We start from the raw sequence: 16,799 nt of genomic DNA on the forward strand, positions 1-16,799 counted from the left end.
TACGCCTCCCTCAGGATATAGATGCTTTGCGATTCAAGTCTGTCGAGATGATCCATGTGATACGTTTTCATGAAAGCGTTATGGTTTTCCGGAGTGCAGTCCGCACTCCCGATGCGTCGGCAGCTCCCACCACCAGCGCCCAGCCCGTATGTCCTCTCCCGGAGTGACGGCCCTGGTGCAGGGTGCGCATCCGATACTTGGGAATCCCCGGTCGTGCAGGGCGTTGTAAGGCACCCCGTAACGCCGGATATACGCCCAGACCATCTCTTCGGAAAATTCCGCAAGAGGATTGATCTTGAAAAGACCGAACCGTTCGTCCCATTCAACCGTCCTTACCGCATCCCGGGTGACCGACTGCCCTTTCCTCAAGCCGCATATCCATGCGTCGAGTTTCGAGAGTTTCTTTTCGAGAGGCCTCACTTTTCTTGTTTCACAGCACCTTCTGCGCATTTCCACACTTTCATAGAAAAGATTGGCCCCGAACAGGGTCTGCATTGCCAACATCTCCGACGTTTCGGGAAAATGCACTTCGATCGGGATCGCGTAACGATTCCGGGTCGCGTCGAGGAGATCGTAGGTTTCCTGATGCAGCCGACCCGTATCCAGCGTAAAAACGGCGATTTCAGGCACGGTTCTTACGATCATGTCGGTGAGCACCTGATCTTCGGCGCCGAAACTCGAGGCAAGTGCGATCCTCCCTGCGCAGAACCGTTTGCCGGCGAGCGAAAGAATCGTCTCCGGGTCTCGTCCGCTCCACTCTCCATTGAGCGCTTCGGCTCTCTTTTTTGCTGTCGAATACATGGTTTTTCGATTATGCGTGCTTTCCGCCTTTTTCAACAATCATGCTCAATCCTCCCGGACGGGGCTCAACCTTCACCACCCTGTTGCCGGCGTCCTTGAGCGTACGGGCCACACGAAAGACCGCCTCGCCCTCATCGATGAATACCTCGATCAGTTCGCCCGGCTCGAGGGAAAGAAGCGCGTTTTTAACCCGCATGGCATTCAGCGGGCAACTCACTCCCAGAACATCGATGCTTCTGCTTACCTCAAACGCTCCCAAGTATCACCTCCCTGACGGTATCAAGCCCGATCCGGTCGATCATATGCCCGAACCGCTCTTTTTTATTGCCGTGCTGCCGGTAAAATGCTATTGCCTCTTCAACGAGCCGGTACACGTCCTCCTCGTCCGTCACGAATTTTTTCAGGAGAGAAGCGAAACGGGGAACCCTGCCCATGGTACCGCCGATATAGACATGGTACCCTCTTTTCCCGACCCGCCAGGCGTCCGATGGACAGAGCGACGTACAGGTCGAGCAATTGATGCATGAGGCTTCGTCCGCCTCATAGCGGAATGGCGTTTCCGGGTTCCCGCCGCTCTCCCTTCGAGAAATGGCCCTGACCGGACAGAGTGGCATGCAGAGACCGCAATCGCTGCATGAAGCGGGAACCCACTCCGGCTCGATGGCGCCCCTGATGCCGATATCGTTTTCGGTAGCCTTGCTGCAGTTGTTCGAACAGCCGGCAACGGACATCTTGAACTTTGAGGGGGTTTCCGTCTTGAAGTAGCGCTCGTCGAGCGTTTTTGTCATGGTTTTGGTATCAATCACCCCCTGACGGCAGGTTTCGTTACCCGGACAGGCGACAATCAGGCGGACCCTCGGTCCGCATGCGCCCATTTCCACTCCGCCTTCAAGAAGTTCGAGACGCGCCTTTTCCAGATCCTCCTGGCGGACATAGTGAATCTCGACTCCCTGCCTCGTAGAAAGATGGACACTTCCCCTGCCGTATCTGGCGGCAACACGCGCGATGCAGCGTATCTGGCGCGCTGTCAGGTCGCCGGCAACCGCGTGCAGGCGCATCACATAAAACTCCGGCTGCGTCTGGCGCATCATGCCGACTTTGCCGAGGGCAACCGCATCCAGTTCCAAATCACTCATAAGACTCTGCTGTTTTTACCGATTAAGAGTTGTTCCGTGCGGCGACGGCAAGATTCGAACTTGCGAGAAAAAGGTTTTGCAGACCCTGGTTTCAACCACTCACCCACGTCGCCTTTTCGAAATGCAAAAAATGATCCGGACATGCATGAAACGCTTTCGGTACACACACACAAAACCCCTTTGCCGAAAAAGGATGTTTCATGATGCCCGGATCACCGGAGGAAACGACTCAGAACGTTACCGTGGCATAAAGCTCCGTCCTCAGACGGCTCGTATCGGTTTCGACGGTGCCATTATCCTTTTTCGAGGCCAGATACCGAAGCGTCGGAGTCAGACTGAAACTTCCGGAAGCCGCCTCGTAGAGCTTTATTTTGTACTGGGCCCATACGAACTGGTTGGTATAATCAACGTCTGCCGTTCCGGAGCGATCGGTAGTCCGGTTATAATCGTACCAGGCAAGGAAAGGCCCGGATTCGGCTTTGAGCCTGAACAGGTAACCGCTGTAATCGACGCTCTCGCCGCTGCCCGGAGTCGTATCGTCTGCGGAAGTGTAGAATGCACTGACGCCGATTTTTGCTTTTCCTGCGGGAACCGATACGTTCGCTCCGAACGTGACCGGAGTGATGCTGCCGGCAAATGCCGAGAGGTCCTGATTGAAAACGCTGTGGTTGGTCAGAGCGGTAAATATCTGCGGCTCGACGGTCACGCTGCCAAGTGCGGTTTTATAGGCAAGAGAGAGGACATAGCCGTCATTGAACAGCCCGTCGCCCTCGCCGGCCTTGTCGTCTTTGGAGTCGTTATCGAAAACGCCGACTACCGCGTTCAGCTCGCCCGGGCCGATTTTCCTGCCGTAGGTAAATCCGAAAAGACGGTCGTTATTGAGCGTATTGACCGGCAGATCGAGCGGCTGGGAGGGATAGAGCGCAAGATCGAACACCGGGTTGTTCGTGCTGTTCAGAGGCAGACGGCCGGCATAGTAATGACTCTCCTCGAGATTGCGGCCGAAATAGAACTGATAGACGCCGAGCGTGTACCGCTCCGTGTTGGCCGAACCCACCGTCTGCCAGCCGCCGCCGCCTCCCGGAGCCACCGTGCCGTCCGATTTCAGGTTAGGCGCTTCGTTTCCGATGACGGCCTTGAAAACATAGCCGCTTCCGAGATCTGCGGATGCATTGAGGCGAACCCTGTACTGGAACAGCAGGTCATCCTCGTTGTTGTCCGCTCCCTTATCCTGGAACTGGCCTCTCAGGCGAATGCTTGCATCGCCGCCAAACTTAAGCTCCGCAGCTGCCGGACGGGCGTAGGACGCCAGCACCAGAAGCGCAAGAATCGATAGTGTTTTTTTCATGACATATTCCCCTTGTAACGTATTGTTGTTGATTGTTCAAATCATGTTCGTCCAGCCCAGAAACAGCGGCCGGAACGGCTATGGCGTGGAGCGCATTGTCAGATACGCGCGACACCAGGGACACCCGCCGCAGGATTTTGAATTGTAGATTGGTCGTGTATGCATGTGGTTCAATGGTTGTTTTCGATTAACGATTGTGAATTAAAGCCGATCGGGAGCCGGAACCAAGCATATACCCTATAAATACCCCAAACATGGTATACCCTGGGGTTTTATGCACTTGCCGAACAATAACACGACCCGTCGAAAGCAAATCCTGCGAAAAGGGCCGCTCTCCGGGGATGGCTCCCGCTGGCTGTCGGAAGAAACGATGCGGCGGACGCGCAGCTCTCAGCCTGAAAAGGCATGCGCTGCGTTTCTTGTGAGGCTGGAATGGCGTTGTTGTGGCATGAACTGCTGAAACTTACGGGAATCAGCCGCGCTGCGGAGCCGCAATGGGCCGGAAACTGGCGGGTGGTGCGGGTTATAACATGTACGCGGTACGGAGAATACCGCTTTCGAGGGATTTCCGGAACGGCCTGCATGTACGATATTGGGAGAGGGCCTGATATGGTCCGGCCCGACAACCCTTTATGTTTTCTTATGACAAAAACACTGCGGAAATCCGGTGCTGTTTTTCAGCAGCTCCCATCTCCGAAAAAGGCATGCAGGCATGCACTACCGGAAAGCGGGATCAGCACACTTGTGCGGATGGTTTCACTGTGGCTGAGGAATCTGCCCGGAAACGCCGCATCCCGGAGATCTCAGGACAATATTCGGGAGAGCGGCCCAGTCCGGGAGGCCGAAGCAAAGAAAGGAGAGCGGCAACTGTCCGTATCGGAATCGGAGGGCATCATCAGGGAACTGGCTGAAGAGCATCCGACGCTGTTCATGACATGAAAACCCCCCGACACAAACGTCGAACAGCTCAGGGCATGGCCGCCGGAGCCACTGCCGGAGCCTCCTTGACCACGTTCGGCACGCCGGCAGCTCCGGTGTAGAACACCACGAGGCTTGCCTTTTCCCTGCCGGGGTTGTAGCCGTTGTGTGCAGTGTTGACGACCTCTATAATGGCGTCGCCCTTGCGGAACTCGAAGGTTTTTCCGTTCTCCATCTCGACGGCGAGCACGCCCTCGAGCATGTAGGCGTAAACCGGAACCGGATGGCTGTGCCAGCCTGTCGAACCGCCCGGAGGCACATCGACAACAAGCACGGTCACTTCAGGATCGTCGGCGCGCAGATACCGTATTCTGCTTCCGTCGCTTACCGTGCCCGTTGTCAGCACTTTCCTGACCGATACATTCCGGTACTCTTCAGCCTGGAGCACGCTGCCCCGCCACGGCGCAAGCAGCAGCATGCAGAGAACCGCCGCGAAAGCCGCACCGTGCATACCACCGGACGGCGTTTTCGGGATGAAACTGTTTTTTGTCATTTGACTGCAGGGGTTTAATGGGGATTGCGGCCGATATGCCTGTATAACGAGAGGGGTTACAGAACATCGCCTCTGGCAATGTACGGCGCGTTTTTCTGCAAGACAAGTATTTCCTGCCGATAGCCGCGGCTGGAGCAGTCACGAGTCCCCCTCTCGCGTTTCAGGAAAAATCAGTCGCGGACGCAGCGGACCGACATGCCGTCGATTTTTTCCTCGCCGCTTTTCACCACGGTTGCGACATGGTAGTTGAGCACCCTGTACCACCCCAGCAACGGGGAGTGCTCCGCAGAGGTCCAGAAATACGCGCTCTGTGCGCCAAACGCGAAAACGCCGTCGATGCCCCTCAACCCTCCGGGAAGCGCACTGAAGCCGCTGGAGTTTGTTCCCCCCTCGTTCGGGGTGCGCCAGAGTGGGTGCCCGGCCTCCTTCATTTTTCCGCCGGCGACAGCTTCACCGCCAAGAAAAGCGGTCAATGCCGACCACTCCCTGTCTGTCGGCACATGCCAGCCTTTGGGGGCCAGACCGCGCGGATCGCTGACGGCATACCAGTTGTACAGGCGCCCGAAATGTTTTCCGTTTGCCGGATTGTTGTCGAAGTAGCACCACGCCCCTTCGCCTTTGGCGGCGGCGTCGAGCCACTCCTCACGTGTTGCGGCATGGCGGACAGGATCACCGTTGCGGTAACGGCTCACCTTGAGGTTTTCCGCCATCCAGATCTGCTTTCCGGCGCTTACCACGCCATAGCTGTTTCCATCGATATCCTTCATGCTTTCGTCCGACGCACGCAATGATCCCGAAAAGAGCGCGATAACGCCCAAAAGAAGTATCATGAACACCCGTCGGGTATTTTTCGCCTGTTTCATCCTTTTTCTCCGTTTAGCTGTTGCAGTTATCCTGTGCGGCCATCCTGAACGCAAGACGATCATGACAGCCCGGAAGAAATGTAGGAATGGGTCTCTTTAAGGGAGATTAAGGGGAGATCAAAAAATGCTTAAATTTTTCCGGCCTCAACGGCCGATTCCATACGGCGAACCTGAACCGGAAGCGAATGAAAAAGCTATGGGCGAGCCCGGCGTCCGCAAGGGCAAAGGCGTTTACTTCATTCCGTATTTTCTCAGCTTGTAGCGCAGATGCCTTTCGCTGATGCCAAGTATTTCTGCGGCTCGCGTCTGCACCTGACCGGCGCTTCTGAGCGCGTCCGTTATCATTGCCTGCTCGAAAGCCTCGACCTGTTCAACAAGAGAGCCCTGCGATTCCCGGCTGCCTGAAAGATCGGGATGATATTCCCTTACCCGCATGGGCAGATCATCCCTCATGATGACCGGTGAACGGCTGAGCACGACGAACTGCTCGACGATATTCTCAAGTTCACGGACATTTCCCGGATAGGAGTATTTCAAAAGAGAGTCGAGCGCTTCCCTTGAAAGAGCGGTCACCTGCTCGCCGTTCCGGGCGGTGAATTTCATGAGAAACATGTCGAGAAGGGGTCGGATATCCTCCCTGCGCTCCCGAAGCGGCGGAATATGGATGGAGACAACATTCAGACGGTAATAGAGATCGGCACGGAACGATCCCTCCCGAACCATCGATTCGAGATCACGGTTCGTGGCCGCAACGATCCGCACATCGGCATGAAGCTGCACCGAGCTGCCAACACGCTCGAACGTCCTCTCCTGGAGCACCCGAAGCAGTTTGACCTGCAGGGAGAGGGGAATCTCCCCCAGTTCGTCGATAAACAGGGTTCCCCCTTCGGCTGTTTCGAACCTCCCTTTCCTCAGCCTGTCCGCCCCGGTAAATGCCCCCTTTTCATGTCCGAAGAGCTCGCTTTCGAGCAGGCTTTCAGCCAGGGCCGCACAGTTTGCCACAATGAAGGGCTTGTCCCGTCGCGGGCTGGAAAAATGCAGGGCTTTGGCTACAAGCTCCTTTCCGGTGCCGGTCTCGCCGGTAATGAGCACCGTCGCACTGCTTGCGGCAACCCTTCCGGCAATATTCAGCACCTGAGCCATTGCAGGCGATTGCGAAATGATCCCCTTGAAGCTGAACCGCTCCTGCAGCTGCTTCCTGAGCAGGCTGTTTTCACTGACAAGCTGTTTTCTCTCGAGGATTTTTCGGATCAGAACCTGAATCAGGTGAAGATCCACAGGTTTGGTGATGTAGTCGGCGGCGCCGAGTTTCATGGCTTCGATAGCCGACTCGACGCTGCCGTAGGCCGTCATGATGATAACCTCTATTGCCGGATTGATGTTTTTCAGTCCTGCAAGCAGTTCGACGCCGCTCATCCCCGGCATCCGGAAATCGGAAAGCACGATATCGACCACAGCCTGCCGTGCAATGTCGAGAGCGTGTGCGGGCGTGGAGGCTTTCTGCACCCGGTAACCCTGCTTCAGAAGAAAACCGGCAATGCTTTCAAGCTGAACGGGTTCATCCTCGACGACAAGTATGGTGTAGTCCATGGTTTTATGCTGGTTAACAGATACCGGAAAGTGAATGACCCTCAGGCGGGGGGAAGCACGACACGAAACACGCTCCCCTCTCCTTCAGTGCTGGAAACCCCGATCATGCCCCCATGGGCGTGGACGATCTGGTTGGCTATGCCCAGCCCCATTCCCGTTCCCTCTTCCTTTGTGGTGAAATAGAGGTTGAATATCTCCGGCAACCTGCCGGAGGGAATGCCGGAGCCGGTGTCGGCTACCTCGATAAAGGCTCGACCGGCACTGTCGCATCCTGTCCTGACCGTTACGCTGCCGCCCCCGGGCGTGGCATCGACCGCGTTGCGCACAAGGTTGAGCAACACCTGACGCATCTGCTCGGTGTCGATATCGACCACAGCGCCGCAACCCGCTTCAACCGAAAAACAGATCCCTTTGGCTTGAGCCCCGCCTTGCAGCATATCGCTGTAACCGACTACAAAGTCGTCAAGAGAACAGGGCTGTAAAAAAAGCTCCGGAGGACGGCTGAATTTCAGGAAACGCCCGATGATGGCGTTGAGGCGACCGACCTCGGAGACGATGGTTCGAACCAGGTGACGATATTCCGGTTCATCGGTGACCGGAGTGAACTCGATATCGAGCCGCTGGGCAAGTATGCCGATGGCATTGAGCGGATTTCTGATCTCGTGAGCGACTCCCGAAGCAAGCTCTCCCATGGCGCTGAGTTTTCCCTGCCGCTCGATAACCTGCTGCATTGCCCGTTGTTCCGTAAGATCCCGCAGCACGCCGACCGCTCCGTCAATCCGGCTGTCGGGGCCCGTGATGAGACTGAAATTCCCGTTCAGAAGCAGTTGGCGGCCGTCAGCCCTGCAGTGAAATTCCCTGTTGAGCATCGCATGCCGGCCCGAGAGGACCCCCTCGATGAACGGTGCGAATTCCCGAAAGACCTCACCGACCGGCTTGCCGCTGACCTCCGGGGAGGAGAGACGGAACAGTTTTTCTGCAGGAGGGTTGATCATGGTTATCTGCCCGGCAGCATCGACGGCAACCACGGGGTCCGCCATGCTTTCAAGAATGACGGACGAAAAGGTCTGCGCCCGCAGGAAGGCGCTCTTCATCTTCTCCTCGCTCCTGTGCGTCACCATAAGGTTGAACATGAAAAGCGACCCGATAACGACAAGACCGGCAAGCAGCAGCAACCGGTTGCGAAGCTTGGCTGCGGCAACCTCATAATGGTCGGTTTTCAGGCCTATGCGCAGCAGACCGACATTGATGCCGTTATAATAGAGCGGCTTGACCACCTCGAAAACATGTTTGCCGTTGAAGGTTGTCATCCGGGTTTTCGCAGAGGTCCCCCGGGACGAGGCGAGCAGAAAAGGATCGGAATGAACGGCATCGAGTCCCGTTACATTCGGCGTGGCGGACAGAATGGCCTTCGAATCCTGCCATACGATGTACTCTATGCCTGTGGTGTCGGCGCCTATGCGCCGAATAAGCTGACCTGCACCCAGCTTGCGCTTCAGGTCGAGCATCCCTGAAGCATCGATATTGCCGGCAATCACGCCACCCCTGGAACGTCTGACGGCAGCGACAAGCCGGGGCCCTCTGTCCGAAGTGCTTTGCCGTATGCCGAGCAGCAGGGAATCCTGCCGGCCGGAAAAAACGGGCTGCAGCATCTCCCGCGGATCGCACGTCTGTTCGAGAGGCGTATGGTCCACAGGGGTGTTGAAGGCAATCCTCCGGCCGTTTCCGTCAAAGATATTGATCCGGTAGATGCCGCTGCTGCCTGCTATGACAGAAAGATCGGCTGAGGTCAGCGGTTTCTGCCGGTCGAGACGGTCGAGAAGGCGCAGCTGGTCGAAAAGGCTGCCGGTCAGCAGGGAGCGGTTTTCGTTGTAACCCGTAATGGCGCTCTCCACCCCCACCGTCAATGCATGAACAAGCAGCGATGCTTCCTCGCGCATGATGTGCTCGATCTCGGCTTTCCGGTAGTGATACTCGAAAAAAGCCGTACCGAGAAACAGCAGTACAAGGAGCGAAAACAATCCGGCAAGATGCTTCGGCGGAAGCATCAGGAGCCTTTTTTCCGGGCCGGCGCCGCGTTTCATTCGCCCCTGAAACATCGTCGGAACAGGGGTGTGTGAAGCGGGCTGCTGCTCACCGGCTTATCATGGTTTCAAGCATCTCGCGCAGCCGGCTCATATCGGTGCCGTTCCTGTCGGCTATTGCCTTCATGGTCATGGCGGGTTCAGCCTCGACTCCCTGCTGCTTCAGGGCAAGCTGCAGCGAAGCAGCCGATACCCCCGCACCGTCGGCGATCTCCTGCAGGGTTTTACGCCCGAGTCCTTCTGCCGGCAGTTTACCGGCTCCGCTTTTTTCAGGAGCAAGAGGAACGTAAACCTTTTCTGCCGTCGTATGGTTCTTCCCGGCTATTTCCGCAAGGGTCTGCTGAACGGAATTCACCCTGAATCCTGCTTTTTCGAGCTTTGCCTTCAGCACTTCGGCGTCACCTCCAAGTCCCGGCTGGAGGGCAAGCTCCACAAGCGTCATGCTTTCGGCATGGGGCACGGGAGGCTGCCGGTCACGCCGTTCCCACGATTCCGAAATGCTGTTGCCGAAATCGATGACTGCCGAGAACGGCTGGAGAGCGTAAAAGGTCCCGATCCCGAAGATGAGCGCAAGCACAACGCTGCCGAACAGCTCCTTCGGACTTTTCAGGCCTTCGCCGGTCTTTGTTTTCAGGTACGACAGGAAGGCCTTCCAGTTGATGAAGAACAGGTGGAATATGGAGAGGATCGCGAACGCGAAGCCGAAAATCGCATGCTGGTTTTCCCAGCCTGTCTTCGTAAGGCCCAGCATGCGCCAGTCGGTCCAGTTCGCAACCCTGCCGGGAGGAGAGATGTAGAGGATCACCCCGGAAACAAGCAGCATCAGAAACGAGAGCAGAAGTCCGAAGCTTATGAATATGCGCCAGCTGAAAGATTTTTTCATGGGAATATTCCTGTTACTGGTTCATAAGTCTTCGCTGGCCACCGCCAACCCCCCTGCCGCCACCCATCGATGGATTGTACTGATCCCAGAACCATCCCGAAACAGCCGCACGTTCCGCATCGGTAAGCGGTATGACCGGCATGAGTCCGAAGCGTGTTACCGCCTGCTGATCGACAGCCCTGTTCCTGTCGGGTTTCTTCAGAAATGCCGTAATAGCGGCAACGCCCTGCGCTTTCGTCTGGAACCTGAGATGGTAGCGGTTGGCCAGAGGAACAACCGGCGGCGCGGATTTCGGAGGAGGATTGACGGAATGGCAGACGCTGCAGCTTCTGGTAAAAATCGCTCCGCCATCCGGCGTCACGGCCGACGCGGCAGCCGATGAAAATGCAGACGCGATTACGGACAACACACACACATACAAGATCTTTTTCATAACGACACTCCCTGAATAATGATAATTACCATAGACTCCGACACGTACTTCACTTCATTGCATAAAGTACAACGCGATTAACCCGTCCGGCGTTCTCTTCCGAATCGCCCAGCGGCTCTGCGCAGCACTACATAGTACCATTCAAGAGTCATGCCAATCGAACAGGATAATCTTCAACCTCTTTTTTTTCATGCAATTACACCCGGATCGGCAGTTCCCTCCTCAACGCTTCATTATAACAATTTCGACCGAAAGGTCGGAATATCGACCTTTCGGTCGAACGACGGTCTGCTGAAAACCGGCGGAAACCGCAATTTTAAGCGAATTTTAAGCTTTGCCTGAGCATCCTTTAAGGAACAGGGTGCTACTTTGATCATGTTTTCATCAGCAGTCAGGCGATGGCCGTCATCCGCCTGACGGAACAGAACCCTAAATCTTGTAAAGGAGATAGCATGACATTGAAATCATGGGCAACCCCGCTTGCCATCGGAGCTTTTATCATTTCAGGCGTTACAGGTCTGCTGTTATTTTTCGATATTGAAATCGGGCTGGTCGAACCGGTTCACAAATGGCTCAGCTGGCTGCTTCTTGGAGGCATCCTGCTCCACACCGCTTCGAACTGGAAGGTGTTTACCGGTTATTTCTCGAAAAAGGCAGCCATCGGCATCATCGGCGCTGCGGCACTTGTCACGACGCTGTCGCTGCTGCCGATGTTCGGCGAAGGCGAAGAAAAGCACGGAAAGGAAAGCGCCGGAAAAGCCGCCGTGCAGGCGCTCGAATCCTCCTCGCTCGAAACCGTCGCACTGGTTCTGAAAGCGACACCGGCAGAGCTTGCCGCCAGACTTGAAAAAGAAGGCATCGCAGCCGCCAATCCGTCCATGACCATCGCCGAGATTGCGCAAAAGAACGGAAAGGAGGAAAAAATGGTGCTCGGAGCGCTCGTCGGAAACTCCAAAAAGGGCGGAGAGGGAAGGATGGAGGGTGACGACGACGATCATTAGGGAACATCTAATAAGTTATTGCGCAAATAAATTGCTGCGTTGGTCGTTGCTCGAAATCCTCATGTACGACGTGTACACTCCGGTTTCTCCGCTCCGTCCGCCTTGCTCTTTAATCGCTCATCACACTTTTTAGAGGTTCCCGTTAACGAATTGCAACTGCCATGCGGATTCTTGTCATAGAGGATGAACCCGGAATTGCCCGGTTTCTCAAGGATGGACTTGAAGAGGAGTATTTTGCCGTCGATCTGGCGTTCGACGGCAAAAACGGCCTTGATATGGCTCTCCTGAACGAGTACGATCTCCTGATCGTTGACTGGATGATTCCCGGAATCAGCGGTATCGAGGTGTGCCGACAGGTACGCAAGTCCGGCATCGATGTGCCGCTGATTTTCCTGACGGCAAAAGACGCCCTCGACGATATCGTATTCGGCCTCGACGCAGGAGCCAGCGACTACATCAGAAAACCGTTCGCCTTCGAAGAGCTGCTTGCCCGCATACGGGTTCAGCTCCGCAGAAACAATCCGGCCGGCGACCAGCTTACTGCCGGTCGTCTCAGCGTCAATCCCGTTACCCATCAGGTACTCTGCGGAACCGGCGAGATCATGCTGACCCCGAAGGAGTTTTCCCTGCTCGAGTATCTGGTGCGCAACAAGGAAAAGGTCTGCACCAGAAGCCGCATCATCGAACACGTATGGGACATTCATTTCGATTCCGACACCTCGGTAATCGATGTGTATATCAATTTTCTTCGAAAAAAACTTGACCAGGCCGGATGCGGCAACATCATTCAGACCATCCGGGGCGTCGGCTACATCATCCGTGAATCCTGAATGCCGGGCATGAAAAAAAAAACAAGGCCTGCCGGTGAGCCTGCCGGTTCCGTTCAGGAAAAACACTCCCTGAGTCTGCGCAGCCGTATTGCACTCTATTACACGATTGCGACGGCACTCCTGCTCGCCCTTGTCTTTACCCTTGTTTTTTTTACGGTCGAACGGGTGGTCTACAGCCACTTCGACGACGAACTCGACCGGGAAGTCTCGGAAATCATTGAAGAACAGCCCCGAAGAGCGCTTGATTCATGGAATTTCGACCACTCCGACGACGATTCCCGAAAGGGTGAACGCGACGATCACGATCACGATCACAGGAAAACGGATGGCGAAAAAGTGCGGGATGACGATGACGAAGAGTTCATCCAGCTTGTCGGCCGTGACGGAAAGATAATCGCCAGGTCTGCCAACCTCGCCGGCGACACCCTCCCCTTCCAGGCGGGCCGGAAGGAAAAAAGCTACCGGCTCGCAGAGGCCGGCCGGCTTGCCGTGCGCCAGATTCAGGTTCCGCTGACCGATCCGGAAGGGAGAGTCGAAGGATACCTCCTTGCGGCGGTTCCCGTTCGGGATGCCGTAACCATTCTGGGCGATCTGAAGCAGGTGCTTCTGGCATCATATCCGGCAATCATTCTTATCCTCTTCACGCTTACCAGGGTTATTGCCGGCAGAAGTATCCGGCCGGTTGAAGAGGTCATTGCCGCCGCAGAGAAAATCACCAGGGAAAATCTCGACAGCCGCATCCCCCTTCCCCGGAACCACGACGAGCTCCGCCGGCTCTCGGTAACCATCAATTCGCTTCTCGAGCGTCTTCAGGATGCGTTTCAGCGGGAAAAACAGTTTACCTCCGATGCTTCCCATGAGCTGAAAACGCCGCTCGCATCCCTGAGAGGCACACTCGAAGTACTGGTGCGCAAACCACGGGAGCGCGAACATTATGAAGAACGGATCCTCTTCTGCCTGAAAGAGCTGGACCGGATGACGAGGCTGATCGATCAGCTCCTTATGCTGGCCCGCCACGAAAGCCGCGGTATGACGCCCTGTATGGAACCCGTCGATCTCGCCCTCCATATCAGGGAAACGATCGACCGCATGCAATCCGGAGCCGGACGGAAAAACATCCCGATCAGCTTCCACGGACCGCAATCCTGCATGGTTTCGGCGGATCCGGCAATGCTCGACATGATTTTCGAGAATATCCTTTCGAACGCCCTCAAGTACTCCCCTCCGGATTCGTCGGTTGCGGTAACCCTTTCAGGCAGTTCCGGTCCCCTGCTCTGCACCATCGCCGACAACGGCATGGGAATTCCGGAAGAAAAGCTCTCACGGATCTTCGAGCGGTTTTACCGGGTGGACGAATCGAGAAGCTCCGGCACCGGAGGATCGGGGCTGGGTCTGGCCATCGTGAAAAAACTCGCCGACCTGCAGCATATAACGGTATCGGTAAAAAGCCGGCCGGATTCGGGCACGACGGTGGAACTGCGATTTCCGGGAACCTGACCGGTCTGTATTTTTATCACTACCCAAACAAGCCAGATGAGCGACACACGAAACAAACTCCTTAAAGCAGGATCTGCCCTGAAAACCCTTTCATGGTGGCTTATACTCGGCATTCTCTACAGCATCGACCTTGTTCAGCATCCGCTCTATACCGAAAACCAGAATACCAAGTTTCTCCATGCAGCCGCAAAAACCGGTCAGGGTTTTCTTGAGCATGACTGGATGGCCAACACCCTCGATCCGCTGCCGCTTTTCAGTTTTCTTGTAGAGTCGCTTTATCGGATGGGAACGATTGAAGTGGTCTATATCCTGTTTCCTGTTCTTTCCGCCGTATTTCTGTATGCAATGACCGGAATAGCCGACCATCTGTTCGGCCTGAAACGGCATCCGGCCGGAGTGTGGCTTTTTCTTGCCGTACTTTTTCTTGAATACAAGAACATACAGCTCGGATTCGGTACGCAGTACCTTCTGGGGCATTACTTCCAGCCGTGCGTTTTCGGCGTTTTCATTCTGCTTTCCATCGAGCGCTTCCTTGCAGGAAAATCCTTGTGGGCATCTGCATGGCTCGCTCTTGCGGCGGCATTCCATCCTGCCTACATGCCCTCGGCTCTGCTGATACAGGGCTCATACACGGCTGTCACCCTCTACAGGCAGAAAAAAATAACCGGAGAAGCCCTTCTGCCGCTGCTGCTCTTCATCTCGCTTTCGGCTCCTCTGGTGATCCGTTACAAACTGCTTTTCGCACCCACATCCCCGGCGATATTGTCTGAAGCGCTGACAATTCTTTCCGAACAGCGCATCGCCACACATACAAAAGTTCGCAACTGGCTGAATTACGAAGATTATATCGGGATGGCGCTGATCGCAATGGCAATGGTTACGGCCAGAAAAACCTTGCTTTTCTGGGTCATGCTGCCGCTTGCCTCCCTGATTCTGGTGACCGTCCCGTTTCTTTTCTTCTATTCATGGCCGGAACTGGAAGTGTTGACTCCCTGGCGAACATCCGTCGTGCTGCTCCCCCTTGCATGGGCAATCCTCGGCGGATGGCTGATCGTGAAACTGTATCCCCTGTTTGAAAAACAGCGAATTGCCGTACTCGCAGTCAAATCCACGGCGGTCATAACCATCGCGATAACGACGGGGCTTCATCTGCCCGTACAGCTGAAGAGGTTCTCCGGTTATGCCAAAGCTCCGGAAATAGCCGTGATGACATTTGCAAGGCACCATACGGTTTCCGGAGACCTCTGGCTTGTCCCGAGCAGAAAAACGGAGTTCGAAAAGGTCAGGATGCAGGGAGGCATACCCGTGCTTGTAAACTGGAAAACCCATCCCTACAAGGACCTTGAAATAATCGAATGGTACCGTCGAAACCGCCTGGCGGAATCATTCTACCGCCAGGCATGCAAAGCAGAAGGCGCCCTTACGCTACGAAAAATCGCAGCGCTTTACGGAGTCAATCACGTCATACTTGACGCCGAAACCCCTCTGCGTGCATGCCCCGAGGCGAAAGTCATCTTCCGCGACAGCCATTACGTGGCAATAAAACTCCCAGGGTCATGGTCTGCGGTCCGTAAAAAGACCTCGCTCAACGATCGGGACAATCGTCGTACAAAAACGGTATTGTAGCATCCTGCAGGATATTCCCATATCCCCAACGCAACATTTAAGTTATTTTTAAGAATCCACTTATGCTGCATTAAGACTCAGGAAGTATTTTTAAAAAACAGCCTGAAGACAACACCTCTCTGAATGAACCGACGCAATGTGGCAATCCGTGCTTATACAGCGGGCATTACCGCTCACGCTCTCCTGGCTGCTGCTCGTTGCAGCCTCGATAGCTCTCGATTACATCCTGCATGCCTCACATCTGGCATGGATCGGACGGTATCTGGGAATTGCCGGAACGGCGCTCCTCGTTTTTTCATTCGGATATTCAGCCCGCAAGAAAAAGATTGTCCGGAACGGCACGCTTAAGCTTTTTCTCCGGCTGCACTGCAACGCGGGATGGCTCGGAACCCTCATGGTGCTGGTGCATTCGGGCATCCACTTCAACGCCCTGCTTCCCTGGGCGGCTACCGCATGCATGATGGCGGTAACGGCAAGCGGCCATGTAGGGCAATATATCGTAAGAAAATTGAGGGAAGAGGTAAAAATGAAAAAAAAGGAGGCGGGCATCGAAAACAGCGAAGACGAAGAAGCCGAAGGAACCTGCTACTGGGACAGCATCACCCTGAAGGCTCTCGAAAAATGGCGCACCGTTCACATGCCCATCGTTTCCGTACTGCTTGGGCTCTGCATGCTGCATATCCTTTCCGTCATCTTTTTCCAGAACTGGAGGTAAACCTTGAAGCCGCTGTACGTTTTCATCCTGTGCTCCATTATTCTCGCTGCGCTGGCCATGGCGCTGCCCGATCTCCTGCTGAGCCCCGGCCAGCTCCTGAAAGGACATGAAAAACCGGAAACATCCTGTCTGAGCTGCCACCAGCCATTCGGCGGAGCCACATCGGACCGATGCATGAGCTGCCACAAGCCGGACGATATCGGGATCAGAAGCGTCGCCGGGAACCCGATTCCGGCAGATTCCGGAAAAGCACCCTTTCACAGGGCGCTTGCCGGAAAATCCTGCACCGGCTGCCACTCCGATCACCGGGGAGCAAAAGCGGCACTGGCCCTCAAAACCTTCAGGCACGAGGATTTGCCGCCGGACTTCAGCAACAGGTGTATCGACTGCCACAGGAACAGGAAACCTGCGGACAACATCCATCGCACCCTTTCATCGAATTGTGCCGCATGCCATGGTACGAAACAATGGAAACCCGCAACCTTCGATCACAGGAGGTTCGCCGCCTCGTCGGGCAGGCA

General features: G+C 55.4%; 16 protein-coding genes, 1 tRNA gene and 1 pseudogene. 7 read left to right on the plus strand and 11 right to left on the minus strand.

What is annotated here, in order from left to right:
• Positions 1-78: 78 nt before the first annotated feature.
• The 5 genes from WBP50_RS04550 to WBP50_RS04570 all read right to left on the minus strand — a co-directional run bounded on the left by WBP50_RS04550 (position 79) and on the right by WBP50_RS04570 (position 3,285).
• Entirely contained in the window at positions 79-801 is a 723-nt protein-coding gene (locus WBP50_RS04550) for a phosphoadenylyl-sulfate reductase (RefSeq protein WP_423931996.1), read from the minus strand.
• A 10-nt stretch (positions 802-811) separates the two neighbouring features.
• Positions 812-1,060, minus strand: a complete 249-nt coding sequence (locus WBP50_RS04555) for a sulfurtransferase TusA family protein (protein WP_423931998.1) — start codon at positions 1,058-1,060, stop codon at positions 812-814.
• The gene (locus WBP50_RS04560; RefSeq protein ID WP_423932000.1) at positions 1,047-1,937 is read right to left on the minus strand and encodes a 4Fe-4S dicluster domain-containing protein; all 891 of its coding nucleotides are present in this window, start codon (positions 1,935-1,937) and stop codon (positions 1,047-1,049) included. Before WBP50_RS04560 ends, WBP50_RS04555 begins: the two co-directional genes overlap by 14 nt.
• A gap of 39 nt (positions 1,938-1,976) precedes the next feature.
• A tRNA-Cys gene (locus tag WBP50_RS04565) sits at positions 1,977-2,050 on the minus strand.
• Positions 2,051-2,166: 116 nt separating this feature from the next.
• Positions 2,167-3,285, minus strand: a complete 1,119-nt coding sequence (locus WBP50_RS04570; protein ID WP_423932002.1) for a hypothetical protein — start codon at positions 3,283-3,285, stop codon at positions 2,167-2,169.
• 642 nt (positions 3,286-3,927) lie between these two features.
• On the opposite strand from WBP50_RS04570, the gene WBP50_RS04575 reads away from it, so the two are divergent.
• Positions 3,928-4,224, plus strand: coding sequence for a hypothetical protein (locus tag WBP50_RS04575; RefSeq protein WP_423932003.1), 297 nt, complete (start codon positions 3,928-3,930; stop codon positions 4,222-4,224).
• Positions 4,225-4,252: 28 nt separating this feature from the next.
• Here WBP50_RS04575 and WBP50_RS04580 read toward each other — a convergent pair whose 3' ends face one another.
• The 6 genes from WBP50_RS04580 to WBP50_RS04605 all read right to left on the minus strand — a co-directional run bounded on the left by WBP50_RS04580 (position 4,253) and on the right by WBP50_RS04605 (position 10,609).
• Positions 4,253-4,756: a cupin domain-containing protein gene (locus WBP50_RS04580; RefSeq protein WP_423932004.1), complete on the minus strand. Its 504-nt coding sequence runs from the start codon at positions 4,754-4,756 to the stop codon at positions 4,253-4,255.
• A 170-nt stretch (positions 4,757-4,926) separates the two neighbouring features.
• Positions 4,927-5,586, minus strand: coding sequence for a fibrobacter succinogenes major paralogous domain-containing protein (locus WBP50_RS04585; RefSeq protein WP_423932005.1), 660 nt, complete (start codon positions 5,584-5,586; stop codon positions 4,927-4,929).
• A gap of 264 nt (positions 5,587-5,850) precedes the next feature.
• Positions 5,851-7,209 (minus strand): sigma-54-dependent transcriptional regulator, encoded by a 1,359-nt coding sequence (locus WBP50_RS04590; protein ID WP_423932006.1) that lies wholly within the window; start codon positions 7,207-7,209, stop codon positions 5,851-5,853.
• A gap of 41 nt (positions 7,210-7,250) precedes the next feature.
• Positions 7,251-9,293 (minus strand): sensor histidine kinase, encoded by a 2,043-nt coding sequence (locus WBP50_RS04595; RefSeq protein ID WP_423932008.1) that lies wholly within the window; start codon positions 9,291-9,293, stop codon positions 7,251-7,253.
• Between the two features lie 49 nt (positions 9,294-9,342).
• Positions 9,343-10,176 carry a DUF4405 domain-containing protein gene (locus WBP50_RS04600; RefSeq protein ID WP_423932010.1) on the minus strand — a complete coding sequence of 278 codons (834 nt, stop codon included), beginning with the start codon at positions 10,174-10,176 and terminating at the stop codon, positions 9,343-9,345.
• Positions 10,177-10,189: 13 nt separating this feature from the next.
• Positions 10,190-10,609, minus strand: a complete 420-nt coding sequence (locus WBP50_RS04605; RefSeq protein ID WP_423932012.1) for a cytochrome c — start codon at positions 10,607-10,609, stop codon at positions 10,190-10,192.
• Between the two features lie 452 nt (positions 10,610-11,061).
• Here WBP50_RS04605 and WBP50_RS04610 point away from each other — a divergent pair, with 452 nt between their 5' ends.
• The 6 genes and pseudogenes from WBP50_RS04610 to WBP50_RS04635 form a co-directional block, all read left to right on the plus strand.
• On the plus strand, positions 11,062-11,610 hold the full coding sequence (locus tag WBP50_RS04610) for a DUF4405 domain-containing protein (protein ID WP_423932014.1): 549 nt from the start codon (positions 11,062-11,064) through the stop codon (positions 11,608-11,610).
• 161 nt (positions 11,611-11,771) lie between these two features.
• Positions 11,772-12,440, plus strand: coding sequence for a response regulator transcription factor (locus WBP50_RS04615; RefSeq protein ID WP_423932016.1), 669 nt, complete (start codon positions 11,772-11,774; stop codon positions 12,438-12,440).
• A gap of 9 nt (positions 12,441-12,449) precedes the next feature.
• Positions 12,450-13,937, plus strand: a complete 1,488-nt coding sequence (locus tag WBP50_RS04620) for an ATP-binding protein (RefSeq protein WP_423932018.1) — start codon at positions 12,450-12,452, stop codon at positions 13,935-13,937.
• Positions 13,938-13,973: 36 nt separating this feature from the next.
• A complete protein-coding gene (locus WBP50_RS04625; protein ID WP_423932019.1) occupies positions 13,974-15,563 on the plus strand; it encodes a DUF6798 domain-containing protein in 1,590 nt (529 codons plus the stop codon).
• A gap of 136 nt (positions 15,564-15,699) precedes the next feature.
• Complete coding sequence (locus WBP50_RS04630; RefSeq protein ID WP_423932020.1) at positions 15,700-16,278, plus strand: hypothetical protein; 579 nt, start codon at positions 15,700-15,702, stop codon at positions 16,276-16,278.
• 3 nt (positions 16,279-16,281) lie between these two features.
• Positions 16,282-16,799: pseudogene (locus WBP50_RS04635) on the plus strand (hypothetical protein); the annotation flags it as partial.

Origin of the sequence: Chlorobium sp., from assembly GCF_049593655.1 — a bacterium.
Taxonomy (GTDB): Bacteria; Bacteroidota; Chlorobiia; order Chlorobiales; family Chlorobiaceae; genus Chlorobium.